Source organism: Peribacillus sp. NPDC097264, from assembly GCF_050277925.1.
GTDB lineage: Bacteria > Bacillota > Bacilli > Bacillales > DSM-1321 > Peribacillus.
On sequence record NZ_JBNNSR010000007.1, the window covers coordinates 43,111 to 66,517 of the forward strand.

Genomic DNA, 23,407 nt, shown 5'->3' on the forward strand with positions numbered 1-23,407 from the left:
CTCTTGTAATTCAATCGATTTACCAATATATGATTCACTGGCCTTCCCGTTTATCAATAAAACAGTGACTACCCATCAATGGACAGACACTGTTTTTATTGGAGTGGCATCGACTTGTTGAATGAAGTCAAAGACCTCCTTCACCACTTTCTCGGATTGACCGATGCAGTCTGGCAAACTGAAACCATCATAAGAACTGCCGGCAAGAAAGACACCGGGTAGTTCAGTTCTGATGCTTTTCTTTAACTGTTCAACCTTTTCTTTATGACCGACCGTATACTGCGGCATGGTCTTTTTCCATCGACTGATCAATGCAAAGTCAGGTTCCTTGGTTATCGACATCGTTTTGTTCAGATCATCCAATACAATCCTTATGATTTCTTCATCTGATAAGTCTACCACCGTTTCGTCACCGGAGCGTCCGATGTAACAGCGAAGTAGAATTTTTCCGGCCGGTGTCATATGTGGCCACTTCTTATGAGTGTATGAACAGCAAGTAACTGTATAATCACTGTTTCGGGACACCACAAAACCGCTACCCCTTAATTCCATATTAAATGCGTCTTCATCGAATGCCAAAGAGATTGTAGCTACACTGATGGCTGACATTTCCCTCAGCATATCAAAGTAGGGGTAATTCGCAAACATGTTATAGCTAGCCTGATGGGGCGTTGCCACAATGACTGAGGAGGCATGAACCGCAGAATTATTATTCAATTGAATGACATATTCATCGTTCACTTTGTCAATTTCCCTTACCCTTACGCCCTTAAGGAAAGTTTCAGGGGCAAGTTTTCCTTCTATTGCCTGAATGAACGACTCCATCCCTGCTTTAAACGTTTGCTGGTCTCTTCTTGTCGTGGAATATTCCTTGGAAGCTGTATTTTTCTTCAAGCCCATGATGAGACTACGATGCTTTTGCTGGGTTTCGTAGAAATCAGGAAACGTGGAAATTAGACTGATTCCGTCCAGATCCCCCGCAACAATGTTCGATAACACCGGTTCTGTTAGGTTCTCAAATACCTCATCACCCAGTCGCCTTCTGATGAAACCGCCAAACGACTGATCCTTCTTTTCTTTAGAACGAGGCAGGATTAAATCAGCCACAGCTCTCAACTTTCCGAAAAGACTGATGGATTGGGTCCTTAAAAAGGGAGCAAGTTGCATCGGAATTCCTATTAAAGTACCCTTTGGTAAAGGATAGAGCGTTTCCCGTACTAACACGGAAAGACTGCCATCCTTCATGCTTACAAGCTGTTCCTCCATACCTACTTCTCTCGCTAGGCGGACTACATGTGAATTCTGGGCTGGAAATGATTCTGGTCCTCTTTCGATGATAAAGCCATCCCTTACGGTGGTCTTTATTTTCCCGCCCAAGCGAGGGTCAGCTTCTATTAAAAGCACTTCATGAGGAAGACCTTCCTGCCTCAACCTTTTTTGAAGATAATAAGCTGAAGCAAGTCCGGTTATCCCTCCGCCGATTATGGCAATCGTTTTTATAGGCTGATCCACCATTCATCGCCCTCTTTTTAAAAATTATTTCTCATCCAGCTTATTTAAAACAATGGTAGCCAAGGCATCGATAAATGCCGGTTTTACATTTGGCATATCAGGACGGTAATATCCAGCCCCGATTTCCTCAGTAACCACTTTACACTCATAGTCATTATCGTATAGGACTTCAAGATGCTCTGCTACAAATCCTACAGGAATGTAAATGAAAGCCTTAAATCCTTTTTCATGATAAAGGTCTCTTGTAAGATCTTGAACGTCAGGGCCAAGCCAAGGTTCTGGCGTCTGTCCAGCACTTTGCCAACCTACCGCATAATTGGAGACACCCGCACCCTCGGCAATCAATTTTGCCGTCTCTTCAAGCTGCTTCGGATATGGGTCCCCCAATTGTAAAATCTTTTCCGGAAGACTGTGTGCCGAAACGATCAAGGCATAATTATCACGTTCTTCTGACGTCATTTTCCCGATTACGCCTTTTAATTGATCCACCCAATACTGGATGAATTTCGGCTCATCGTACCAGCTTTCAACGGATTGAATGTTCATGCCATATTTGGCCGCTTCATCCTGCGCCCGTCCATTGTAGGACTTCACACTGAAAGTTGAAAAATGGGGAGCCAATACGATACTGACCGCCTCCGTGATGCCGTCATCATGCATTTGTTTAACCGCATCCTCGACGAATGGCTCGATATGCTTAAGGCCCAAATAAGCCTTGAATTCAATGTCGTCCTGGATGGAGTTCAATTGTTTTTCAAGCGCTTCAGCTTGCCCTGCTGTAATCTTTGCAAGGGGGGACAAACCTCCAATTGCTTTATATCTCCCTTTAAGATCATCCATTAATTCATCACTCGGTCTTCTTCCGTGACGGATATGCGTATAGTATCTTTCAATATCTTCTTCTGTGTACGGAGTTCCATAAGCCATGACTAAAAGGCCCATTTTTTTCGTTGTCATGAAATTACACCTCTTTAGAAAATTTCGATTAATCTATTTTGCATCTTTTAGCCAGTGCGTTTCAAATGATTCGCTCAGCCTTTTTTCATGCTTGATGAATATTCATGTATAAAAGCGGTCAACTTCTTCAATGTTTCCGGGTTCACATCAGGAAATACTCCATGTCCCAAATTGAAGATATAGCCATCCTGTTGCATGCCTTGATCAAGGATTTGTTTAGCACGTTCCTCTATGATATCCCATGATGATAATAAGATGGCAGGATCCAGGTTCCCCTGAACCGTTTTCTGAATGCCCATTTCCCTTGCTTGTGAAATAGGTAATCTCCAATCCAGTCCTACTACATCGATAGGAAGGTCATTCCATTCCAATGCCAAGTGGCTTGCCCCGACACCGAACATGATTAGCGGTACACTTTCCTCACGTAACGAAGTGAATATACGATTCATGATAGGTTTGATGAACACCCTATAATCCTCGACATTTAAAGCACCTACCCATGAGTCGAAGATTTGCACGGCTTTAACGCCAGCTTTAATCTGTGCCTTCACATAGACAATGATCATTTCCGCTAACTTGTCCATTAACGCAAACCATGCTTTTGGCTCGGAATACATGAATGCTTTCGTCTTATTATAGTTTTTCGATGGACCACCCTCAATCATATAGGAAGCGATCGTAAACGGTGCACCAGAAAACCCTATCAATGGGACAGTCAATTGTTCGTTCGTCAATAATTTAATCGTATCCAGTACATAAGGAATATCTTCTTCCGGAGTCAATTCCCCTAATTTTTCAACATCTTTCAATGATCGTATCGGATTGGAAATGACTGGACCAATTCCTGACTTGATTTCAACATCCACGCCCAATGCTGGTAGCGGTGTCATAATATCTTTATATAAAATCGCTGCGTCCACATCATATTGTTCAACAGGCAATCTTGTTACAAAAGCGCATAATTCCGGCTGATGTGTAATTTCAAAAAGAGAATACTTTTCCTTCAATTTACGGTATTCCGGCTGTGAACGACCTGCCTGACGCATATACCAAACTGGCACATGATCCGTTTTCTCTCCTCTAGCAGCTTTTAAAAATGTATCATTCTTAATATCCATACTCATTAATATCCACCTTTCACACACTCAACGTTCCTTTTTTTATGTATCACTTACATAGAATATCAGATGGTAGTTGAATTTCAAATTGAATCTCCTTAAACTATAGCTTTTTCTAATATAGAAGTATAGCCAACCTAAGTATTTGTCAGAAATTCGACCTTTTTCGATAAAAACCTGAGCAAACGAAGTGACAAAACCAGTTGAAGGATCATGGTAAAAACATTACCTGTTGGGTAAAATGGGTATAGAGACTACTATTAACTACCGGAGGGGAAAATATGAATATATACATCACATCAGGCACATTCAATTTCATGAAAATAAAAAAAGATAAGCATCCAGCTGAAAAAATATTGCTCATGCAAAATGCGGAAACTACCGTTCTCTTACATGAGACAACAAGTAAAACCATTTTTGCCTCGCCACGTAAATACGAAGTCGTGGGTGGCACGGGCGAACTTCCTGAAAACGGGTATGTCGTCATGAACAATATCCCTGTCAGCGAAGAGGGCCGTCCTGTATTCGAGCATCGCTTTAAAAATATTTCTGGTTTCATTGAAAAGGAACCTGGCCTTGTCGCCCTTCGTATCCTAAGGCCAATCCATTCCGAAACATACGTCATCTTGACCATTTGGGAAAAACAAACGAATTTTTTAAGTTGGAAGAACTCAAGCTCCTTCGAGCAAGCCTTCCATAATAATGGATCCAATTCCCCGGTAACCAATTCAAGCCAGAAAATGTTCTCAGGCGAAGCCTATCTGACCCAATACACTTTAGTGAAGGATTCCGATGAATAGGCATCAACCATACATGAAAAGGCCACCCATTTTTGGGTATCGGCCTTTTCTTTTTTAAGACTGGCAAAAAACGGACGAATCACCCTTGCCCCTGGTTTCAAGGCCCCTCTTTTCCCCTAACCTCTTTCCTCTTAAACCATTGATATATGGATAGACAACCTACGCTATACGCCACCCCGAGGGCAAAGCCAGCCAAGACATCGGTAGGAAAATGGACTCTAAGGGCGATCCTGCTCATTCCGATGAGAAGGATTAGCAAAAGAAATCCAATGCCGGCTACCCATTTCAGTGATTTGGACTTTATTGCTTTAATGGTGAAATAAGCAACCATACAGTAAAAGATCATCCCTACCATGGAATGCCCGCTTGGAAAACTGAAACCCGGAGCTTCCACCAAGCTATATTCAGGACGATCTCTTTGGATCCATTTCTTTATCAATCTCTTTAAGAGGTCGCCTCCAGCTACTCCTATCGAGACGACTGCCATTGCCGTGTAATCCTTCTTTCCAAACCATAAATATAGAACGAGAACAAGACTGCCACAACCTATAAAAATGGATGAGCCGAGATAAGTGATTGTTTTAAAAAAAGGAAACCAATATGTAGTATCCACCCCTGTAAAGATTCTCGAAATAGTACTGTCAAAGGGTAATATGACTCCTTTTTCTACTTCGTTCATGATCATAATGAAAATGAACAAGCATATTAGTATGGCAGCAAGCTTCGAATATTTAATCATCATAAATGCTCCTTTATGTATGACCGATTTCCCTTTTACTCCCTCTAATTATGATATACTATTTACAAATAATCCAATGATTAGGAGGTTTGTGATGATTGAACAATTAGATGTTCTTCTCGAGGAGTCCTACGGGGAGATGGTATCGATCCGACGATACCTTCACCAATATCCTGAGCTCTCCTTTCATGAAACCAAAACAGCTGCCTTTATCGCCGAGTTTTATCGGAAACTAGGGATAGATGTTCGAACCAACGTCGGGGGAAACGGAGTAGTGGCAAAGATCTATGGTAGTAAACCCGGTAAGACCGTTGCATTGCGAGCCGATTTTGACGGACTTCCCATTCAGGATGAAAAGGAAGTTCCTTATAAGTCCACCGTTCCTGGCGTCATGCATGCCTGTGGACATGATGGCCATACCGCGACTCTTCTGGTTCTTGCCAAGACCCTTTATGCACTGAAGGATGAATTGGAAGGTGAATATGTCTTTATCCATCAGCATGCAGAGGAGTATGCTCCTGGCGGGGCTAAACCAATGATCGAAGCAGGCTGTTTAAATGGGGTGGACGTGATTTTCGGTACTCATTTATGGGCAACGGCCCCGACAGGAACCATTCAATACGCATATGGACCGCTAATGGCGGCAGCCGACCGTTTTGAAATCCTGATACAAGGTCAAGGAGGACATGGTGCACAACCTCATAATACACGGGATGCCATCGTGACTGCCTCCCAGCTCGTGGTCGCTTTACAGCAAATCGTCAGTCGTCGCATTAACCCATTGGATTCAGCCGTCATCACCATCGGTTCCTTCGTCGCGGATAATGCCTTTAACGTCATTGCAGACAAAGCAAAGATAGTTGGGACAGTCCGAACTTTCAAAGAAGATGTCCGTTCTTTCATTCGTGAAGAAATAGAAAGGGTCGTTAAAGGGATTTGCCTTTCTTCCGATTGCACCTATGACTACCAATTCCATCAAGGCTATCCAGCGGTCGTCACCCATGAAGAGGAGACCAGGTTCCTTATCGATTGCACCAGCTCAATCAAAGAAGTCCAATTCCTAGAGGAAGTTGAGCCAAACATGACAGGTGAAGACTTTTCTTATTATTTACAGAATGTCAAAGGAACATTCTTCTTTACTGGTGCCCAACCACGAAAAGACCCTACTTATCCACACCATCATCCCCTATTCGACTTTGATGAACGGGCCATGCTTATAGCTGCCAAGACATTAGGTACCGCGGCAGTCACTTATCAAAAGAAAAAACAACCACGAAAAGAACAAGACACTATTGCGAATAAAGGATAGGCATTCACTTATCCGAACAGCAAAAGGGAACCCCATTAATTCCAGGGGTTCCCTTTTGCACGAAATGAAGCACCTACAAGCGTGTTCTTTAAAAAACTGTAACATGGACGGAACATCCAAAAACTATCCCATATAAACACTTTCACATGTTCCAGGTTTTGGTTCATAAAAACAGTGATTTTTAAATTGGCCGGTGAAAGGCTGGTCATACCATGTTGGAGGGCACGCAGCATATGGGTTGAAGTACCAAAGAGCATATTTCGCTGGGTGTTCTCTCCAACTTTCCAAATTCCTTTTTGCTAATCTTCTTTCAGCCTCTCTCGATCTTTGATAAAATACATTTCCTTTTTGAACCGCTTCGAAAGAATAATTTCCTCCTTGAACCTGATAGACGACTTCAGGGATTGTTCTAACATTTTTAAAGTCTAAGCAATCTGCTACAGCACGATTCACAATGACATTCCCGACATATAACATTCCCTGGAGCCCTTCACCTTCGGCCTCTGCCCTCATCATCCTTGCCATTAAATCTACATCCGAACTTCGGTAAGTTACTCTTGGCATGTTTTCACCTCAATATATAGTATGAAAAATAACTATATTCATGTCTGTTCATAAAAGTGAAACGAAGTTTTAAATAGAAACCGACGGGTACTCTAATCATTCTTTACTGGATAAAAGACGAATCCGATAACAATTGATCGCCGTCTCCCCAAGCTGTTCAAGTAAATGGTGGTTGGCATAGGCACCGACGGCCGCGCCAAACCCCGGAACAAGCTGGAACATTTTGACCACATCAATATAATCGCGATATTCTTGCTGAAAATCCTGCCAATTGATTTCCGGGTGATTGCCCCTATTCCAGTCCTGTATGACCCTTAAAGTCTCCATTTTCTTTTTCTCGCTTGAAAAAGCCATTTGGAAGACGTGAAGGATGAACAATCGTTCTTCATATTCGTTTGGGTCAAATCCATATAGGCGGGAAATCTCAAATAATAGCTTCATTTTTATGCTTAATAGCAGGGGGAAATCGACCATCCCAACCAATAGGCCTGCCGCACCCGTCCCCACCCCTTCAATGACCGCCGTTCTACGATGGCTCGTTACCTTTTCTTTTACCCACTCTTCCTTTTGTTGCAAAGATAACAGCATGACGTTTTTTTCTTTGGATATATACTTAGATCCTGACAACACAGCCCCCACCATGCTTCTAATGCTCTCGGAAATCATTTTATGGACCTTTGTCGGGATATAACTATTCACTTTGAGTTGAACCTTTTTGGAAACCCGCTCAAACTTGCCTGACTTCTTATTGACTTTCTTTGTCCATGAGGCGAGTTCAGATAGCGCCTTTTGCTCGTATGCATCCATTTTTCCCACCTCCATATTTCATGTATATACCGTCCATACAAGTTTTAGCTTTAATTTCTAAAAAATGAAGCTGACTTTTCAAAAGAAAAATCAGCTTCGCGTTTAAAAGTTCTTGATTTTTTTGGTGGCGTACTTTTTGAATCCCAGAATGAAGATGATCCCTAGAACCAATACGGCTAAAGTGGAAACCCATTCTCCTTTTATTAAAAGGATGAGGGAAAACAGTACAGCCTCAAATAAAAGGAAATAGGATATAAGTTTAATGACTGCGGCTTCCCTCATTTTTGCGGGCAATGGATATAAGGATACCCAGACTTTCCATTCATGCACCTTCCAAACTGGTAAAAGCTGAAGGGCTGTCATGAATAGGAATAAGAAAGTGACGATTAAATGCGCCCAGATGTTAGTAAACACCATAAGTATGATGCCGCCTATTACCGTTAACCGTATGCATAGACCTACATAATCATTCGATCTAAGCAATGTGCGGGCATACAGGTAATTATAGGTGGATTTTTCACCGTATGGGATGAAGGCTAAAAGCCAGTCCATCCATTTCCTGCGTGCTACCTTCCCTTTCAAGTGAGGAACATCCGTGAACATATTCGCGATTCTGTAAAAAGATGTCATCCGCTTGTTTTCGAGTTCCACCAAACGTTCCCACTTCAAAACAAGGCTTTTAGTGGCACTGCGGTAATACAGATATAAGCCAATCAGCAATACGAAGGTGACCAGTACATATAGGATATGGGCTCTGGAACATACAAAGTAAAGTATGACGCCATTAAGTACCAGGCGGAGAATCGAATCCCAGTGGCTCACTGATACATCCTGGTACTTCAGCACATGCCAGCGCATGGACAAATTCAGATACTTCAATACGAGTAACACAACGAGTATGAACCCTAGCTGCTTACCGCTTGCACCCGTAACTTTTGCATACAATGGTACGAATACGATTAACATGATTAATAGCAAAAATCCTTGCATGACCCAACTGACCATCAGAGAATTTTTGAAGTAGCTTTTCATCTTCGTTTCAAGCGGCAGTAAAAACACGGTATCCGGTTCTTTTAAGAATGTATTGATGGGACTTCTAGTTACAAGGATGCCCAACACAAAGGCCATGATCAGTTCAGCCGGAAAATCACCATCCAGTGTTTTCACCCAGTCACTGTAATAATAAGCCAAACCGCCTAAAACCAACACCATCACGAAAACGAGGTGACCGTTAAAAATGTAACGAAGGTATTTTTGCATTTCCTGGATGTAGAGAATATACCTTTCCTTCCAGAGACCTTGACTATTCATGACCGTTCTCTTCCTTCGTTAACTGGATGTATAAATCATCTAGCGTGGCTCCAGGCATGGAGAATTGTTCGCGAAGCTGCTCCAAATTACCTTTTGCCCGTATTTCTCCGTTGTGCAGGATAATGAAAGAATCGCAATAACGTTCCGCAGTAGCCAGGATATGCGTCGACATTAATATACCTGCCCCACTCTCCTTCATTTTCCTCATCAAATCAAGCAAAGATTGAATGCCTAGTGGATCCAGGCCTACAAATGGCTCATCGATGATATATAATGATGGTTGTATTAAAAAGGCGCACATAATCATGACTTTCTGTTTCATGCCCTTAGAAAAATGGGCCGGAAACCATTTAAGCCTTTTCTCCATGCGGAATTCCTTCAAGAGACCGGTCATTCTCTCTTTATACTCGGATTCTTCCAGACCATGAGCCATGGCCGTTAGCTTCAAATGTTCCTCAAGCGTCAGTTCATCATATAAAATAGGTGTTTCCGGAATATATGTGAATTGCTTCCGATATGTATCAGGATCTTGGGCGAGTGTTTTTCCATGAATCGAGACACTTCCACCTTTAGGCTCCATGAGTCCAATAATGTGTTTTATCGTCGTACTTTTCCCAGCACCGTTGAGTCCGATTAACCCAACAAGCTCATTAGGCTGAATATCGAAACTTATTCCTTTCAGTACGGGTATTTTCGTGTATCCCCCAACTAGTTGCTTAATTTCCAATAAGGACATATAAACGATCCTTTCTATATAAACGTTCTTTTTACCATTTTACCAAATTCTCCTGTTTTTATATAGTCGAGTGTATCTAATTTAAAATTTCCTAAAAATAACCAATTATATTTTTCTTACTTCTGGGCCATCATAATTAAGGAAGAAGGGGCTAGTCATTGCAAGTGATTCACATCATATTGTAAATGAGGTGTCAGTTAAAGACGTATAACACTGAAATACCCAGAAGTTCCATTACAATTTATTCACATTCAAAATTGTAAATGAGGTGTCAGTCAAAGACGTATAACTGAACGATACCAGAAGCTTCATTATTAAAATCGTTTCGAGCAAGGAGATGGTTCTCTTGCACGTAAAAGCTGAAAAATCATTCATTCATTATCGAATATACTTTGGAAGTTAAAAAACTTTAAAGATATAGGAGATGGTTGCTTTGAATGCAGAATCTCTAATCAGATGACCAAAATTTTACTCTATTGTAGATGAGGTGTTTGTCGCAGAGAATTTAGATGCTAATGCGAATATATAATTGAAGCCCACTTCCCCTTTTTCAAACAGGCAGGGTGCAACGTTTTCGTTGCATCCTGTTTTTATGTTTTTTCTTTTCCTGGGGAATCATGCTATGGTACGATTAACCAAAATAGTGAATGGAGTGTTTTATATGAGCGATTGCATTTTCTGCAAGATCATCAATGGAGAGATTCCAAGTACGAAAGTATATGAAAATGAACATGTACTTGCCTTTCTTGATATCAGCCAAGTAACAAAAGGACATACACTGGTGATTCCGAAAGTACATAAGGAAAACATTTATGAGTTAACACCTGAGATCGCCAAGAATCTGTTTGAAGTCGTACCGGAAATTGCCCGTGCCATGAAACAGGAATTCGAGCCTGTAGGATTGAATATCCTAAACAACAACGGAGAGGCCGCCGGACAATCCGTCTTCCATTTCCATATGCACTTGATTCCACGCCATGGTGAGCATGATGGATTCGGTGCCGTTTGGAAAACCCATACAAGCGAGTATACTCCTGAAGCTTTAAAAGGAATTGCCGATTCCATTTCGCAACACATCAAATAACATTTCCCTTTTTTGTTTATATCGGGAAATGCCAAGACCAAATAGGTTCCTGATTCCTTTAGGGGCCTATTTTTTACATGTTTTTACATAATGATTTCCCACACTAAAAATTCTAAATTTTCCTCCTATTTAAATTCGTTTTCTGTTAGGATATATATAGTCTTACATACTTTCACACATTACTGTATAGGAGGAACACACATTGAAACGTGCACGTAATTTTAACGCGGGGCCTGCTGCCCTTCCATTGGAAGTTTTACAAAGAGCTCAAAATGAATGGTTGAATATCGAGGATTCTGGCATGTCTGTCATGGAATTAAGTCATAGAAGCGCAGAATTCGAAAAAATTCACAATCACGCGATCAACACGCTGAAAGAAATCATGGAAATTCCGGACAATTACGAAGTCTTGCTTTTGCAAGGTGGAGCCAGCCTCCAATTTTCCATGATTCCCATGAACATATTGAAAGATGGGAAACGTGCAGATTACGTCCTGACTGGTTCTTGGTCGGAAAAGGCTTTAAAGGAAGCGAAGAAAGTTGGGGAAACAGCGGTCGTTGCCTCTTCTAAAGATGATACATATACGTTCATTCCCAAAGTTACTGATATCGAAATGAATGAAGATGCTGCCTATTTGCACATTACAAGCAACAATACCATCTACGGCACTCAATGGAAGGAATTCCCTAAAACAGGAAGCGTCCCACTCGTGGCTGATATGTCGAGCGATATCCTTAGCAGAAAAATTGATGTTAGTAAGTTCGGCATCATTTATGCGGGAGCACAGAAAAACTTGGGACCATCAGGAATCACGGTCGTGATTATCCGTAAAGATTTAATAACTGATAATGACAAGATTCCTTCCATGCTTAATTATTCTATTCATTCTAAAAGTAACTCTTTATACAACACACCGCCAACATTGGCCATTTACTTATTATCCCTTGTATTGGATTGGGCAAAAGAACAAGGCGGTGTTGAAAAACTCGCACAAATCAATGAAGAAAAGGCTAAAGCCATCTACGATACCATTGATAACAGCAATGGCTTCTATAAAGGACACGCCCTTTCCGATAGCCGTTCACATATGAATGTTACGTTCACGCTTCCAACAGAAGAAGCTGAAAAGCAGTTCCTAAAGGAAGTAAAAGAAGCTGGATTCGTAGGGCTTAACGGACATCGCTCCATCGGAGGTTGCAGGGCATCCATTTATAATGCCGTTCCACTTTCCCATTGTCTGGAACTTGCTGCGTTCATGAAAAAGTTCCAAGAATCTTACAGCGCAAAAGAAACTCAAGCCCTTTGATATGTAGGTAATTTTGACTTCTAAAAGGCTAGGTCCTATGATATAATATTTTAAACTTCTTGCAACAAGCAATAGGGCATTGTTGAAGAAATTTAGTTGAGATGAGAATAGGAGAGATGAGTAAATGAAAACGAAAACCCTTGTGTCGATGTCCCTATTAATTGGGATTGGAGCAGCCCTCCATTTTATCATTCCTGGATTCTTCTTAGGAATGAAGCCTGACATGATGTTGCTGATGATGTTTTTGGCGATTGTACTGTTTCCCGAGAAAAAGAATGTATTCATCGTCGCCCTGGCTGCTGGAGCCATTTCTGCCATGACAACGACATTCCCTGGAGGACAAATCCCCAATATCATCGATAAGTTGGTCACAGCCTTTTTGTTTTACCTTTTATTCATCGGGATTAGGAAGTTTTCAACTTCCGTTATCAGCGTGAGTATCCTGACTGCCATAGGAACCATCATATCTGGTGCTGTCTTCCTTGGTTCGGCTTATTACATCGTTTCCCTTCCAGGACCTTTCGTTGCATTATTCGGAGCTGTCGTACTTCCTGCCGTACTGCTTAACACAGTGGCAATCATCGTTATTTATCCAATTGTGAATGGCATTGTAAAAAAAACAAAGATACCCGTTCATGCTTAATCAGCAGGATTAACATACTTTAAAAAGCACCGGATGCCCGGTGCTTTTTTTTACACTCCTATCTGGATTCGAACCAACACCCACTAGATCTCGCCAACTCATCTTAAAACCATTCGGGCGCTTAATGAACAAGAACCCATAATAACCAGACCAAAAGCAGAAAGGCACCTGGGACCCCCAGCATGACTGCATTGGACTGAAGCACCCTCTTAGGGGGGTAACTCCCTGGATGTTTTGCTCTTGCTAAAAAATACCCCATCCCGCACAGGCATAGTAGACCTAATAAAAATATCATTTTCATTGTAAACCCACCAATGCCATCAACAGAGCCGACAGCATGTTTTTTATTATCTATATGCTGAACCTCCCTTTATATGTAAACTTCCAGAGTCTTCACGCTTGGTTTCCCTATCATTATTGAAAGAAAGAAGTTTAAAAAAATATTTTTGTGATATAAAGATAAAATGGTAGATCCTCTTCCATAAGGAAGAAAATTATGGTATTTTGTTATCAATAGCATTTATATCCCTATATAACATAATTTCCAATTGATGTTTTTCCTAGCAGGGATTTAGGCCATGTTAAGCGAAATGAATAATTATAAAATGAGGTGATTCTAAATGAAGGCAAAATCATTATTGATCGGCTTTATTACCGGAACAGTTGTAGCGGGTGCAGCCACATTACTTTCTACACCAACTTCAGGGAAAGACCTACGGAGTCGCATTAAAACAAATTCCGATGAAATTAAAACAACGATTGAAGAGTTGAAGGTTAAATTGCTGAATATTAAAGAGGACACGATGGAAGCGACTCAAATTAGCAAAGAAACGGTGAAAACTTTCATTTCGGATGTACAAGTCGTCATAGAGAACTGGAAGCAGGACATCGAACCGAATAAAACGGAGTTATTGAGGAATGTTCAAGAAATAGAGGAATCTTTAAGAGAATTGGAAACAACAATACCCTCTTCTAAAAACTGAAGGCAAAAGGAAGCACATTGTCGAATCTCCATTTTTACCATAAAAATACATCGTATTTTAGGGAAAAATGGAGAATTCATTGGCGATTATTAAATTTTCTAAAAATTTTGCTAATATTCTCTTTATTAATTTTTATTTTATTGTCATAATAATATATACAGAATCTGATAAGTAGGTGAGCCCATAAGATGCAGAATAAAAATTATTCTATGAAAGAAGCAATGATATTCAGTCAGCGAATCGCTCAATTAAGTAAAGCTTTATGGAAATCAATTGAAAAAGACTGGCAACAATGGATTAAGCCTCATGATTTAAACATTAATGAGCACCACATTCTATGGATTGCCTATCATCTTAATGGCTCTTCCATTTCCGATGTGGCCAAGTTTGGGGTCATGCATGTTTCTACTGCCTTTAACTTTTCTAAGAAATTGGAAGAACGTGGATTCTTGACGTTCTCAAAAAAAGAGAATGATAAAAGAAACACGTATATCGAAATCACCGATGAGGGAGAAAAAGTCATACTTGATTTAATGGAGACTTATGAACCAAGTAATAACTCCGCTTTCTCCGGAGCGATGCCCCTTCGTGAACTTTACGGTAAGTTCCCCGAAATGATTGAGATGATGGCTGTCATCCGTAATATCTATGGGGAAGATTTCATGGAAATATTCGAAAAATCCTTTGCTAACATCGATCGGGACTTTACTGACGTGGAGGGCAAAATTACAAAAAAAAAGATAGAGAAAGAAACTGAGGCCGTTTAATCTCACATTTTAGCCATTTCCTTCATGAACGATACATATATACCTTGTGAGAGGCAAGCCTCAATGCATTCTTTTATAGTTGTTTTGGGATTCAAATTTTTCTCCAGTTGACTAAAAAGCGGTCGAAAATTCATGTACCCTTCCGCTTTTTCTATTTCAAAGCGTTTGCTCAATACATCACATAAGGCATGTAATTCTTCGGCTTCCCTCTTCGTGAAATTTTTTTCCACGAAAAGATAATCCAATTTTGCCTGTGGATTATGAATTAACTTTAGTAGCAGTCGCTGGTGAAAACGGAGTATTTCGATTTCCTCATTTACACTTCTCATTCTATAGTCCCCAATCAATCATTATTTAGCATATGCATACAAAATCCATTATTATTTTTTCAGTTAATTTTCGTTACTCCACGAAATGCCCCACCAATCCTGAGCCTGGAAACTCCATCCTTTTTTATCTAAAAACAAAATCCATAAAACCTATTGCTTTTTCCATTCATTCATCGTAATGTATGTAAGTAAATTTAAGGGTCTATGGAGGCTGATTTCAACATGAATTCATGGAAAACAATTGACCTTTCAAAACAGTATGGGAGTTGCCGTCTACTCCTATTTACAGTTTTCACTATAATGATGTCATTTGTTTTAATATATACATTATTAAGCGTATTTTCACCCCATGTCATTTTGTATGACGATCAAACGATGGGATTTTTTAGCTTATTGCTCTTATTATATCCTGTTCACAAATTATTACACTACTTACCTATGAGATTAATATGTAAAAAGGTAAAAACATCATGGTCCCTCAGGTGGCATCTCGTACTTACATGCAAAGTATACGTGCATCATCCGATTCGGAAAAATCTCTATCTTATCACCTTGGTTCTACCCTTTTTCATCATGTCCTTTATTTTTATCGGTTGCGCCGTGGCTTTCCCACACTACACCCATTATTTCACCATTTTACTATCTTTGCATACAGGTTTGTGCGTGTCGGATTTCATTTATGTCAAGAACCTGATAGGATCACCCGGGCGATCCTTCATTGAGGAGCACGGAGAAGGATACGATATCCTAGTCCAAAAATGAATATTGCCTCCTTCCGACGCTACCAAGATTTTTAGGTATCTTTTTTCATTAATATTTGGTATCGTATTTATACATGATGTTATGCAAGGAGGGATTTTTTGATCTCGTTCTGGTTTATTATTTTTGCTATCGTGATTCTTTATAATATTAATAGAATGACAAACTCTTTATGTATTCAAAAGGAAATCTCTGAAGAAAAGCAACCTAAAGTATTCAGGACCATTAATGTGTTGATCACTATTTTGTTATTATCCTCCTATATTGAAGTTTTATATGTGTAAAGGGAAGCCCTTGCGTATATACTGATAATAATCATTACATACCTGCATTAATGTGGTATTCCAACGCTTCTATCCACATAAAGAAAAAGGCGAAGCACACGGCTTCGTCTTTTTTGTCTTTTCTTATAACCAGGATGCGCCAATGATTACTAATAGGATGAAAAGAACGACTATTAGGGCAAAGCCCCCACCAACTCCTCCAGACATTGATCTTCCTCCTTCCCATTCCAGATTAAGATTACTTTCATGCACACTCTTATAACCCGTAAAAAAAATACATTTCATCAGGTTTATTCACCATGTGTAAATTTCATGAGCGGCTACCCTATCCTATTCATCTCCATTCCAAAAGGAGTGGGCACTTTTCATATTAATGTTGTGTTCGGCTAACAATATGCGACCGCAGCAATCATTAATAAGACGAATAAAACAACCAATAAAGCAAACCCACTGCCATATCGATTACCCATAAAACTACCTCCATTGTTGTCTTCGATTTATCATATGTAGGGATTCAGGATATGGGTGGGCATACACCCAGTTTTTTTGAAATTCTTAAAGGTACATCAATATATTATTTTTTGTAAAACAGCCAAAATATGTTATAGTTAGTTTTGTGGATAATCGAATAATTACAAAAAAAAGAAACTTAAAAATTAGGAGTTGTTACTAAATGAAGAAGTGGGCATTATCGGTTGCCGTAGCTGCTGGACTGATCGGACTTACAGCATGCAACAGCGACAAAGAAGCAGTAGTGGAATCAAAAGCTGGAGATATATCAAAAGAAGAGTTTTACAATGTGATGAAAGACAGATACGGTGACCAAGTCCTTCAGGAAATGGTATACGAAAAGGTTCTTTCAGATAAATACACGGTAACGGATAAAGAAGTTAAAGCTAAAGTAAAAGAGCTTAAAGATCAAATGGGCGAAAACTTCGACTCGGCTTTAGCTTCATCTGGATATAATAGTGAAGCAGATCTTAAGCGTGCACTTAGAATCGGCATGCTTCAAGAAAAAGCGGCCATCGCGGACATTAACGTGAAGGAAGCGGAAGTGAAAGAAGCTTACGAAAACTACAAACCAGACCTTAAAGCCAGACATATTCTTGTGAAAGACAAGAAAACGGCTGAAGAAGTCAAAGCTAAATTGGACAAGGGTGGAGACTTCGCCGCACTTGCGAAAGAATATTCCACTGATACAGGAACGGCTGCAAAGGGTGGAGATCTTGGTTGGTTCAGTACAGGTGAAATGGTTCCGGAATTCGAAACAGCTGCAGCTAAGCTGAAAAAAGACGAAATCTCCAAGCCAGTAAAATCTGAATTTGGCTACCATATCATCCAATTGCAGGATAAGAAAGAAAAAGAATCGTATAAAGATATGAAAAAGGATCTTGAATATAAACTAAAAGTGGCTAAAATTGACCAAACTAAAGTTCAAAATATTTTAGATTCCGAAATTAAAAAAGCAGACGTGAAGGTCAAGGATAAAGAATTGAAAGATTCCATCACATCCGAAACTGCTACAGAAAAATAATAGTAAAAAGCGACAGGGACCACCCCCTGTCGCTTTTTACTATTATCTTAGGCCTCTTTTCGTTTCTCTCTTTCCTCTATCATACGGTCTATATATTTCTGCCCTTCCTTTTCAATCCACGCTTCGTCTATCATGCGTTCTTTCCTCGCTGTCCATATTGACATAACGGCACTGACAATGATTCCAATAAACACGAACCAGATCCATATTGGCATGTCCATTCTCCTTTCAAGATCCCCCATTGTTTTACTAGAGCATATGCAGGAGATAAAAAAATATGCTTCTTTCCAGGTTAGGAAAGAAGCATATTCATTATTTAAAGGTTGGTTTATAGAATGAACGATTATCCAGTGCAAAGACTCTTTCGGTGAATTCCCCTGGTTTCACTTTTTCAAGGGCCCGATCCATCATATTGATTTTGGCATCCATGTTATCTATATAATGAAGGACTTCCGCTTCCCTCACCATTGGCGGTTTCGGACTTCCCCATTCCGCTTTTCCATGATGACTCAAAACTAAATGTTTCAAAATCATTATTTCTTCGGTATCGATTCCAAGTTCTTCCGCAGCTTTGCCCACTTCATTCACCATGATCGTGATATGGCCAAGCAGGTTCCCTTCAACCGTATAAACAGTCGACACAGGACCCGATAGCTCATGGACTTTACCTAAATCATGTAAAATGACCCCGGCATATAGAAGGTCCTTATCAAGGGATGGATATAAGCCTGAAATGGCCTTTGCAAGCCCCAGCATGGACACGACATGGTAAGCTAGGCCCGACATGTACTCATGATGGTTCTTAGTGGCAGCAGGGAATGTTAAGAGTTCTTCCTGATACTTCTTGACCAGATGCCTAGTCACTCTTTGGATATTCGGATTTCTCATTTCAAAGATGAATTGGGTGATGGTCTCCATCATTTCTTCCTGACTTAGAGGTGCCGTTTGAATCAAATCGCCTTTTGTGACGCCATCAGCATCCGTAGTCAGTCTAAGATGACGAATCTTCAATTGACTCCGACCGCGATAATTCTGAACCTCTCCTTGTACCTTCACCGTAGCCTCGGCACTGTACGTTTTTTCATCAGCCTCTGATACATCCCAGAGTTTAGCCTCGATTTCACCCGTTTTATCAGACAAAATCAGCGTCAAAAATGGCTTGCCATTACTCGCAACCGCCTTTGTACTCGTTTTGATGTACATATATATATCTACTACTTCACCAATTCCATAATGAATGATCCCATTGTTCATGCGACTGCCTCCGTTCAATTAAATATCAACATTATAACATACCAATTTGGTTAGTGCGTTTAGTTTCTATTAAAGTGCACATAAGAAAACCAGGCTTTACTTACAGCCTGGTTCCTAGACAAATCATTCAACAGTTACTATTGGGACAATAAGGGCATTTCATTTGACCTTCGATTTGATAATATAAACAGCATGTCACACGCTTATAAGAATTCATGGATTCAGGTACCGTCTTTTCCCCGATGAAGCGTTTGAATGGTGACCGCTTTTCCATCCCCATCCAGATTTCATCATCCAGCAGATTTTCGATATCGGCTTCCACTCTATCTTTGATATCACATTGCTTCAACAACTCTGAATACATCCAGACCGTATACCCCCATATATTTTCCCAAAGTATAAGTCTTGATACTTTAGTAGATTTGGAAAGTGGGACAATGACATCAGCGCCAAATTTATTTAATACAGTATGTAATGCTTGTTGGCTTTCCTTCTCCGGAACATCGCTCCAACTATTGTCTTTCAGCCAGAATTTTGGAAACCATTGCACATCTGCAGGATCATCCAGAATGGCCAAATCAGAAAGCGAACCATTCCAAACAAGCCGATGCTTACTGATCATGTACAATTGTGCCGTAATAAAAAATGCATAACGCCTGAACCACATGGAAGCGGCAACCCTAGGAGTATCTGCTCCAGAGCGGATTATTGCATAACCGATCAGTTCTTCGATATCCTCCACGTTTCTTGGATTGTTTATCTCCTCTTTAAAGGAAATCCGATACGTTTGCAGCTCTTCTTCGATTGAAGGTGACACCTTATGAGGTTGAGGCATTTCTATATTCATTCCATTTATAATTGATTTTTCAGCATTACCACATGATAAAGACTGGGTTTTAAGAGATGGACTCATTATACTACTCCCCTTTTAGTCTATTAATCCTAGTTTAATGAAAATGATTCTCAATGTCAATTTAAAAAAAGAACGATGCCTTCATTTACGCTCAGATCCTTCAGCTTATATACTGGAAACCGACATACGCGTCCATAGGAATCCCGAAGACCCTTCAACTATCTCCATTCGAAGTCATGAGTCGATGTGAAAACAAAAAACCCTCCAATTCCGGAGGGTTTTCAACCAACAAGTACGTCTTTTGTACAATAGCTCAGCGACTCATCCCTAACTCTACTAAATAAGCCTTGATCGATGAATGGAATCAATTCACCTGCAATGTTCCATGCATTGAGTTCTATTTGATAGAGCGTTTCCCGTTTACTCGGACCAACCAATTCCATGCTCAACATGGAAAGGTCCGGGTCCAATGCATGGCCCATCTCATGGGCAAAGATGATCCATACATATTCCTCAAGCCTTTCGAGGGAACCAAGTAAACGTTGCAATTGGATTTCGATATCTTTTTTATATAACGTGATGGTATGTTTCGAAACCGAATACTTCCCGCCAACACACCGTCTGTCAGGAAATTCATCCTCGATGAGTAACTGTAGCGAAGCATCATATCGATTCAAAAAATCATGCATGTCCAAATTCGTTCACTCTCTTTATTATAGGTTTTTTTCATTTTATGTCGGGGAGGATAAAATATGATCATTTTGGAGTCAAAACTTGCTTGGACAGATGAATCACGTCAGTTCCCTCGAAATGGTGCAAATTATGATCATGACACGTAAAAAATAAAACTTGACGCCTTTGGGATACCTTATTCAACAGCTCAAGCATCCGTTTTGTCCTCTTCCCATCAAAATTAACAAAACTGTCATCGATGATAAGGGGAAAAGGATCATCCGCAAAAGTATGATCGGCAAGTGCTAGCCTTAAGGATACATAAATCTGCTCAGCCGTTCCCCGGCTGACTTCCTCGGCCTCGAAATTCAACCCATCGCTCCGCTCTACACGTAACCCTTCACCTTTTGGCTCCAGGATGATTCTTTGGTAGCGACCATTCGTTAGAAAAACTAAATGTCGCTCCGCTTCCGCGATTACCTTTGGAAGCCGTTCCCTTTTATATCGGTCCAGGGTTTTATTTAATAAGCCTTTAGCCAATGCCAATTTTGCCCATTCCTTTGCTTCCTCGTTAAAAGTGGCTTTTTCTTCATGGAAACGATGCAGCAACTCCTCATAAACGCCATTTGCCTCCAACTGTTTGATCTTATATCGGGTATCAGCTTGGTTCTCCAGTAAAACTGTTTTTTCCTTTACTAGATCCTTCCGTCTTTGTTCCAAGTTTTCAACCGAATAAACGCTGATTCCTTGTTCGGAAAGTGTTTGGATTCGTTCCGGTTGCATATCCGCTTGGCTCAATTGAATGTTGAGTAATTCCCATTGCTTTTGCAGCATGATTCTTTCATCGGCCAAAATGGCTTTTTCACGATATGTCTCTTCACTATCCACCTTAGCTTTCGTAAATAGCTGGTCCTTCTCCTTTTCAAGATAGTCTTTTTCCAGCATCAGGCTTTCTTTTTCACTCATTAAATCTCTGAGTACCTGCTTCCATTGCACCAACTTGGCTGTTTGATCCGCCATGAGGTGGACTTTCTTTTTCAACGTTAGGATGGCATCCCTCCATGTGGATGGCTCTTTGCCAATCTGTAAGGCGTAATCAAATAATGCATCCGATATACTATGGAAATCGGCTTTTAATAAGCGATGGGTCTCGATATATTCATTCTTTCTTTCAACTGCTGCCTTCCACTTCACCAACTCGTCAAAGGTAGACTCTAGATTGACGTCCGAACCTGGATGCGGGAAGCCCCAAGAAGTCATGATGGCATTCACGGTTTCTAGTAGCTGGACCTTTCTCTCCTCCCATGCGGCATATTCCTGGATGGTGGATTCGAAGGCATCCTCCCGTTCTTTATATTTAAACATTTCATGATCCAGCTGTTTTTGAAGGTCATAATCTTGGTTGATGAGTCGCTCCATCGCCTCTGCACTCATGTCTCCGTGAGACTTATCGACCCGATCCAACGCTGCTCGTTTCCTTTTCGCTTGCTCAAGTTGCGCAGACTGTCCAACCAGACTATCGTCACCTTTGGAAAGGAACCGAGAAACAGCCAATACAATGACTGCACTCAGTAAAATAAAGCCGCCTAGGCTCTGGCCTTTGACGAAGCTTCCTATCGCAATCACACATATGAGGACAATCAACCCACCAGTTAGTAAGTGGAAGCGCTTATGATGATCCTGTCGCTTCTTCCGGGAGTCTAGTTGGTCCTCCAGCTCTGAAATTTGCTCATCAAGAAATTGCCTTTTCACTTCGTCAAAGTTGGAATCCTGTCGTTTGTTGACGATGGCTTCCAACTCGTTTCTTTTTTCCGAAGGCATAAGTTTTGCCTTTAATTCCTTCATCTGTGCTTCCGTCGTGTCCAGGCCCACTTTTTGCCGACTGTATTTTTCATCAAGCAGATTTTCATTTTGGTGCAAATGATGCTTTTCCCTTTCCGCTCTCTTTATTTTTTCTTTCATGAACGTACTGGTATCAAGCTTACTGATATCTTGATCAGCAGCATCCCAAAATAAATCCTGCTTAATCCTTTCGATTTTTTTTGCTTCAGCTTGAATTTCATGTTCTACTTTCCTTATTTCCAGCTCTAGCTTATCCAGCATCGCCCCTTGTTCGATGGCAAATTCGACCTTTTCTTTATGCTTTCTAAGGAACGAACCACTTTCATTTTGCATAAGGTCCCTTTCGATTTTACGCACCTTCTCATTCAAGGCCTCCAGTTGAGCATTTAATGGAACTTCAACGGCTTGCAGCTGCTCTAACCGCCTCAAACCATCCGAAGGAAAATTCATGTCCCCGATGTCATTCAATCTTGCTTCAATTTCCCGGCGTTCCTCGAATAATGGCTTAATTCGTAAAAAAGATCTCGATTCAACAAGTTTTCTCTCCATCTCTTGGATTTGTTCCAGACAGCTGGCCAGTTGACTATTCAGCTCGATTTCATCTTGGCACAAAACAGTATAAGACTGTTGTTCCACTTCGGCAGCTTTGACTTGTTTCTCCAATTCCTTAAGCTCTTTTATTTTCACGTTTAATAGTGGTTTCTGCCCGGAAGGTTTGAACCGGAGATCCATCTCCTTCTGTAGCTTCGTTTCAGCCTCCAGCAACCGATCATTCCCTATCAGGCCTGCCGAAAGTAAATATTTACTCATGTCCCCTTCACTAAGGGCTGACAAGCCTTGTAACCCCTGAAGGTCAAAAGAAAAGATGGACTGATAATAGTTTTTATCCATGCCATGAAGAATTTCATTGAGCTCTTCTTCGCCTCCGGTTCTCCCATCCTGGAATGTGATTTTCACATCTCCCGTTGCCTTCCCCTTCACCCGTTCTATGATGACTTCACCATCTTTTTTTGTAATAAGCGTGAGTCTCCCGCCATACTTGGCATGAAGTTTAGGCTCATATCGCCGAACATTTTGAACCTTTGTTGGAAAACCAAATAAAAGACTGTGTATGAATGACATGATTGTGGATTTACCTGACTCATTCTCCCCAAAGAAAACCTGCAGCTGCCCCATTTCTAAGAACCTCTGGTTTTCCAGTTTCCCATAGCCATAAACATGGAGGTCTTTAATTTTCAAATCGG

Annotated in this window: 26 protein-coding genes; 10 read left to right on the forward strand and 16 right to left on the reverse strand. The window is 40.6% G+C overall.

What is annotated here, in order from left to right:
- Positions 1–75: 75 nt before the first annotated feature.
- The 3 genes from hemY to hemE form a co-directional block, all read right to left on the reverse strand.
- Positions 76–1,515 carry a protoporphyrinogen oxidase gene (hemY, locus tag ACQKL0_RS12410; RefSeq protein ID WP_427687892.1) on the reverse strand — a complete coding sequence of 480 codons (1,440 nt, stop codon included), beginning with the start codon at positions 1,513–1,515 and terminating at the stop codon, positions 76–78.
- Between the two features lie 21 nt (positions 1,516–1,536).
- Positions 1,537–2,469, reverse strand: coding sequence for a ferrochelatase (gene hemH / locus ACQKL0_RS12415; RefSeq protein WP_427687894.1), 933 nt, complete (start codon positions 2,467–2,469; stop codon positions 1,537–1,539).
- Positions 2,470–2,543: 74 nt separating this feature from the next.
- Positions 2,544–3,587: a uroporphyrinogen decarboxylase gene (gene hemE / locus ACQKL0_RS12420; protein ID WP_402868528.1), complete on the reverse strand. Its 1,044-nt coding sequence runs from the start codon at positions 3,585–3,587 to the stop codon at positions 2,544–2,546.
- Positions 3,588–3,868: 281 nt separating this feature from the next.
- On the opposite strand from hemE, the gene ACQKL0_RS12425 reads away from it, so the two are divergent.
- Positions 3,869–4,387: an antibiotic biosynthesis monooxygenase family protein gene (locus tag ACQKL0_RS12425; RefSeq protein ID WP_407406190.1), complete on the forward strand. Its 519-nt coding sequence runs from the start codon at positions 3,869–3,871 to the stop codon at positions 4,385–4,387.
- A 97-nt stretch (positions 4,388–4,484) separates the two neighbouring features.
- Here the strand turns inward: ACQKL0_RS12425 and ACQKL0_RS12430 are convergent, their stop codons facing one another.
- Complete coding sequence (locus ACQKL0_RS12430; protein WP_427687896.1) at positions 4,485–5,126, reverse strand: phosphatase PAP2 family protein; 642 nt, start codon at positions 5,124–5,126, stop codon at positions 4,485–4,487.
- 94 nt (positions 5,127–5,220) lie between these two features.
- Here ACQKL0_RS12430 and ACQKL0_RS12435 point away from each other — a divergent pair, with 94 nt between their 5' ends.
- The gene (locus ACQKL0_RS12435) at positions 5,221–6,435 is read left to right on the forward strand and encodes a M20 family metallopeptidase (protein WP_427687898.1); all 1,215 of its coding nucleotides are present in this window, start codon (positions 5,221–5,223) and stop codon (positions 6,433–6,435) included.
- A gap of 123 nt (positions 6,436–6,558) precedes the next feature.
- Here the strand turns inward: ACQKL0_RS12435 and ACQKL0_RS12440 are convergent, their stop codons facing one another.
- From ACQKL0_RS12440 to ACQKL0_RS12455, 4 genes are all read right to left on the reverse strand, one after another.
- Positions 6,559–6,999 carry a cell wall hydrolase gene (locus tag ACQKL0_RS12440; protein WP_402867719.1) on the reverse strand — a complete coding sequence of 147 codons (441 nt, stop codon included), beginning with the start codon at positions 6,997–6,999 and terminating at the stop codon, positions 6,559–6,561.
- 96 nt (positions 7,000–7,095) lie between these two features.
- The gene (locus tag ACQKL0_RS12445) at positions 7,096–7,806 is read right to left on the reverse strand and encodes an EcsC family protein (RefSeq protein ID WP_402867718.1); all 711 of its coding nucleotides are present in this window, start codon (positions 7,804–7,806) and stop codon (positions 7,096–7,098) included.
- 102 nt (positions 7,807–7,908) lie between these two features.
- Positions 7,909–9,117, reverse strand: a complete 1,209-nt coding sequence (locus ACQKL0_RS12450; protein ID WP_427687900.1) for an ABC transporter permease — start codon at positions 9,115–9,117, stop codon at positions 7,909–7,911.
- A complete protein-coding gene (locus ACQKL0_RS12455) occupies positions 9,110–9,853 on the reverse strand; it encodes an ABC transporter ATP-binding protein (protein ID WP_402867716.1) in 744 nt (247 codons plus the stop codon). Before ACQKL0_RS12455 ends, ACQKL0_RS12450 begins: the two co-directional genes overlap by 8 nt.
- A 661-nt stretch (positions 9,854–10,514) precedes the next feature.
- Here ACQKL0_RS12455 and ACQKL0_RS12460 point away from each other — a divergent pair.
- The 5 genes from ACQKL0_RS12460 to ACQKL0_RS12480 all read left to right on the forward strand — a co-directional run bounded on the left by ACQKL0_RS12460 (position 10,515) and on the right by ACQKL0_RS12480 (position 14,636).
- The gene (locus ACQKL0_RS12460; protein ID WP_402955763.1) at positions 10,515–10,937 is read left to right on the forward strand and encodes an HIT family protein; all 423 of its coding nucleotides are present in this window, start codon (positions 10,515–10,517) and stop codon (positions 10,935–10,937) included.
- Between the two features lie 202 nt (positions 10,938–11,139).
- A complete protein-coding gene (gene serC / locus ACQKL0_RS12465; protein ID WP_427687903.1) occupies positions 11,140–12,243 on the forward strand; it encodes a 3-phosphoserine/phosphohydroxythreonine transaminase in 1,104 nt (367 codons plus the stop codon).
- A gap of 124 nt (positions 12,244–12,367) precedes the next feature.
- Positions 12,368–12,886, forward strand: a complete 519-nt coding sequence (locus ACQKL0_RS12470) for a tryptophan transporter (protein ID WP_427687905.1) — start codon at positions 12,368–12,370, stop codon at positions 12,884–12,886.
- Positions 12,887–13,506: 620 nt separating this feature from the next.
- Positions 13,507–13,869 (forward strand): YtxH domain-containing protein, encoded by a 363-nt coding sequence (locus tag ACQKL0_RS12475; RefSeq protein ID WP_402867712.1) that lies wholly within the window; start codon positions 13,507–13,509, stop codon positions 13,867–13,869.
- 188 nt (positions 13,870–14,057) lie between these two features.
- A complete protein-coding gene (locus ACQKL0_RS12480; RefSeq protein ID WP_402867711.1) occupies positions 14,058–14,636 on the forward strand; it encodes an HTH-type transcriptional regulator Hpr in 579 nt (192 codons plus the stop codon).
- A 2-nt stretch (positions 14,637–14,638) separates the two neighbouring features.
- Here the strand turns inward: ACQKL0_RS12480 and ACQKL0_RS12485 are convergent, their stop codons facing one another.
- Positions 14,639–14,965 (reverse strand): DUF1878 family protein, encoded by a 327-nt coding sequence (locus ACQKL0_RS12485; protein WP_402867710.1) that lies wholly within the window; start codon positions 14,963–14,965, stop codon positions 14,639–14,641.
- 375 nt (positions 14,966–15,340) lie between these two features.
- Here ACQKL0_RS12485 and ACQKL0_RS12490 point away from each other — a divergent pair, with 375 nt between their 5' ends.
- Together ACQKL0_RS12490 and ACQKL0_RS12495 are read left to right on the forward strand one after the other, a co-directional pair.
- Positions 15,341–15,727: a DUF3267 domain-containing protein gene (locus ACQKL0_RS12490; RefSeq protein ID WP_402990353.1), complete on the forward strand. Its 387-nt coding sequence runs from the start codon at positions 15,341–15,343 to the stop codon at positions 15,725–15,727.
- Positions 15,728–15,825: 98 nt separating this feature from the next.
- A complete protein-coding gene (locus ACQKL0_RS12495; protein ID WP_402867708.1) occupies positions 15,826–16,008 on the forward strand; it encodes a hypothetical protein in 183 nt (60 codons plus the stop codon).
- 123 nt (positions 16,009–16,131) lie between these two features.
- Here the strand turns inward: ACQKL0_RS12495 and ACQKL0_RS12500 are convergent, their stop codons facing one another.
- Positions 16,132–16,215 carry a YjcZ family sporulation protein gene (locus ACQKL0_RS12500; protein WP_402868526.1) on the reverse strand — a complete coding sequence of 28 codons (84 nt, stop codon included), beginning with the start codon at positions 16,213–16,215 and terminating at the stop codon, positions 16,132–16,134.
- A 179-nt stretch (positions 16,216–16,394) separates the two neighbouring features.
- Positions 16,395–16,478 (reverse strand): YjcZ family sporulation protein, encoded by an 84-nt coding sequence (locus ACQKL0_RS12505; RefSeq protein ID WP_402868524.1) that lies wholly within the window; start codon positions 16,476–16,478, stop codon positions 16,395–16,397.
- Between the two features lie 203 nt (positions 16,479–16,681).
- On the opposite strand from ACQKL0_RS12505, the gene ACQKL0_RS12510 reads away from it, so the two are divergent.
- Positions 16,682–17,542, forward strand: coding sequence for a peptidylprolyl isomerase (locus tag ACQKL0_RS12510; RefSeq protein WP_402867707.1), 861 nt, complete (start codon positions 16,682–16,684; stop codon positions 17,540–17,542).
- A gap of 47 nt (positions 17,543–17,589) precedes the next feature.
- On the opposite strand, the gene ACQKL0_RS12515 is transcribed toward ACQKL0_RS12510, so the two are convergent.
- From ACQKL0_RS12515 to ACQKL0_RS12535, 5 genes are all read right to left on the reverse strand, one after another.
- Positions 17,590–17,757: a sporulation YhaL family protein gene (locus ACQKL0_RS12515; protein ID WP_402867706.1), complete on the reverse strand. Its 168-nt coding sequence runs from the start codon at positions 17,755–17,757 to the stop codon at positions 17,590–17,592.
- 97 nt (positions 17,758–17,854) lie between these two features.
- Positions 17,855–18,796 carry a 3'-5' exoribonuclease YhaM gene (gene yhaM / locus ACQKL0_RS12520; RefSeq protein WP_402867705.1) on the reverse strand — a complete coding sequence of 314 codons (942 nt, stop codon included), beginning with the start codon at positions 18,794–18,796 and terminating at the stop codon, positions 17,855–17,857.
- Between the two features lie 127 nt (positions 18,797–18,923).
- Entirely contained in the window at positions 18,924–19,709 is a 786-nt protein-coding gene (locus tag ACQKL0_RS12525) for a (2Fe-2S)-binding protein (RefSeq protein WP_427687907.1), read from the reverse strand.
- Positions 19,710–19,930: 221 nt separating this feature from the next.
- The gene (locus ACQKL0_RS12530) at positions 19,931–20,338 is read right to left on the reverse strand and encodes a hypothetical protein (protein ID WP_402956034.1); all 408 of its coding nucleotides are present in this window, start codon (positions 20,336–20,338) and stop codon (positions 19,931–19,933) included.
- Between the two features lie 67 nt (positions 20,339–20,405).
- Positions 20,406–23,402, reverse strand: a complete 2,997-nt coding sequence (locus ACQKL0_RS12535) for an AAA family ATPase (RefSeq protein ID WP_427687909.1) — start codon at positions 23,400–23,402, stop codon at positions 20,406–20,408.
- Positions 23,403–23,407 lie beyond the last annotated feature (5 nt).

Bases quoted from the DNA above. Each gene is read 5' to 3' on its own strand.
- hemY (WP_427687892.1), bottom strand. From the start codon at position 1,515: ATGGTGGATCAGCCTATAAAAACGATTGCCATAATCGGCGGAGGGATA.
- hemH (WP_427687894.1), bottom strand. From the start codon at position 2,469: ATGACAACGAAAAAAATGGGCCTTTTAGTCATGGCTTATGGAACTCCG.
- hemE (WP_402868528.1), bottom strand. From the start codon at position 3,587: ATGGATATTAAGAATGATACATTTTTAAAAGCTGCTAGAGGAGAGAAA.
- ACQKL0_RS12425 (WP_407406190.1), top strand. From the start codon at position 3,869: ATGAATATATACATCACATCAGGCACATTCAATTTCATGAAAATAAAA.
- ACQKL0_RS12430 (WP_427687896.1), bottom strand. From the start codon at position 5,126: ATGATTAAATATTCGAAGCTTGCTGCCATACTAATATGCTTGTTCATT.
- ACQKL0_RS12435 (WP_427687898.1), top strand. From the start codon at position 5,221: ATGATTGAACAATTAGATGTTCTTCTCGAGGAGTCCTACGGGGAGATG.
- ACQKL0_RS12440 (WP_402867719.1), bottom strand. From the start codon at position 6,999: ATGCCAAGAGTAACTTACCGAAGTTCGGATGTAGATTTAATGGCAAGG.
- ACQKL0_RS12445 (WP_402867718.1), bottom strand. From the start codon at position 7,806: ATGGATGCATACGAGCAAAAGGCGCTATCTGAACTCGCCTCATGGACA.
- ACQKL0_RS12450 (WP_427687900.1), bottom strand. From the start codon at position 9,117: ATGAATAGTCAAGGTCTCTGGAAGGAAAGGTATATTCTCTACATCCAG.
- ACQKL0_RS12455 (WP_402867716.1), bottom strand. From the start codon at position 9,853: ATGTCCTTATTGGAAATTAAGCAACTAGTTGGGGGATACACGAAAATA.
- ACQKL0_RS12460 (WP_402955763.1), top strand. From the start codon at position 10,515: ATGAGCGATTGCATTTTCTGCAAGATCATCAATGGAGAGATTCCAAGT.
- ACQKL0_RS12470 (WP_427687905.1), top strand. From the start codon at position 12,368: ATGAAAACGAAAACCCTTGTGTCGATGTCCCTATTAATTGGGATTGGA.
- ACQKL0_RS12475 (WP_402867712.1), top strand. From the start codon at position 13,507: ATGAAGGCAAAATCATTATTGATCGGCTTTATTACCGGAACAGTTGTA.
- ACQKL0_RS12480 (WP_402867711.1), top strand. From the start codon at position 14,058: ATGCAGAATAAAAATTATTCTATGAAAGAAGCAATGATATTCAGTCAG.
- ACQKL0_RS12485 (WP_402867710.1), bottom strand. From the start codon at position 14,965: ATGAGAAGTGTAAATGAGGAAATCGAAATACTCCGTTTTCACCAGCGA.
- ACQKL0_RS12490 (WP_402990353.1), top strand. From the start codon at position 15,341: ATGGGATTTTTTAGCTTATTGCTCTTATTATATCCTGTTCACAAATTA.
- ACQKL0_RS12500 (WP_402868526.1), bottom strand. From the start codon at position 16,215: ATGTCTGGAGGAGTTGGTGGGGGCTTTGCCCTAATAGTCGTTCTTTTC.
- ACQKL0_RS12505 (WP_402868524.1), bottom strand. From the start codon at position 16,478: ATGGGTAATCGATATGGCAGTGGGTTTGCTTTATTGGTTGTTTTATTC.
- ACQKL0_RS12510 (WP_402867707.1), top strand. From the start codon at position 16,682: ATGAAGAAGTGGGCATTATCGGTTGCCGTAGCTGCTGGACTGATCGGA.
- ACQKL0_RS12515 (WP_402867706.1), bottom strand. From the start codon at position 17,757: ATGCCAATATGGATCTGGTTCGTGTTTATTGGAATCATTGTCAGTGCC.
- yhaM (WP_402867705.1), bottom strand. From the start codon at position 18,796: ATGAACAATGGGATCATTCATTATGGAATTGGTGAAGTAGTAGATATA.
- ACQKL0_RS12525 (WP_427687907.1), bottom strand. From the start codon at position 19,709: ATGAGTCCATCTCTTAAAACCCAGTCTTTATCATGTGGTAATGCTGAA.
- ACQKL0_RS12530 (WP_402956034.1), bottom strand. From the start codon at position 20,338: ATGCATGATTTTTTGAATCGATATGATGCTTCGCTACAGTTACTCATC.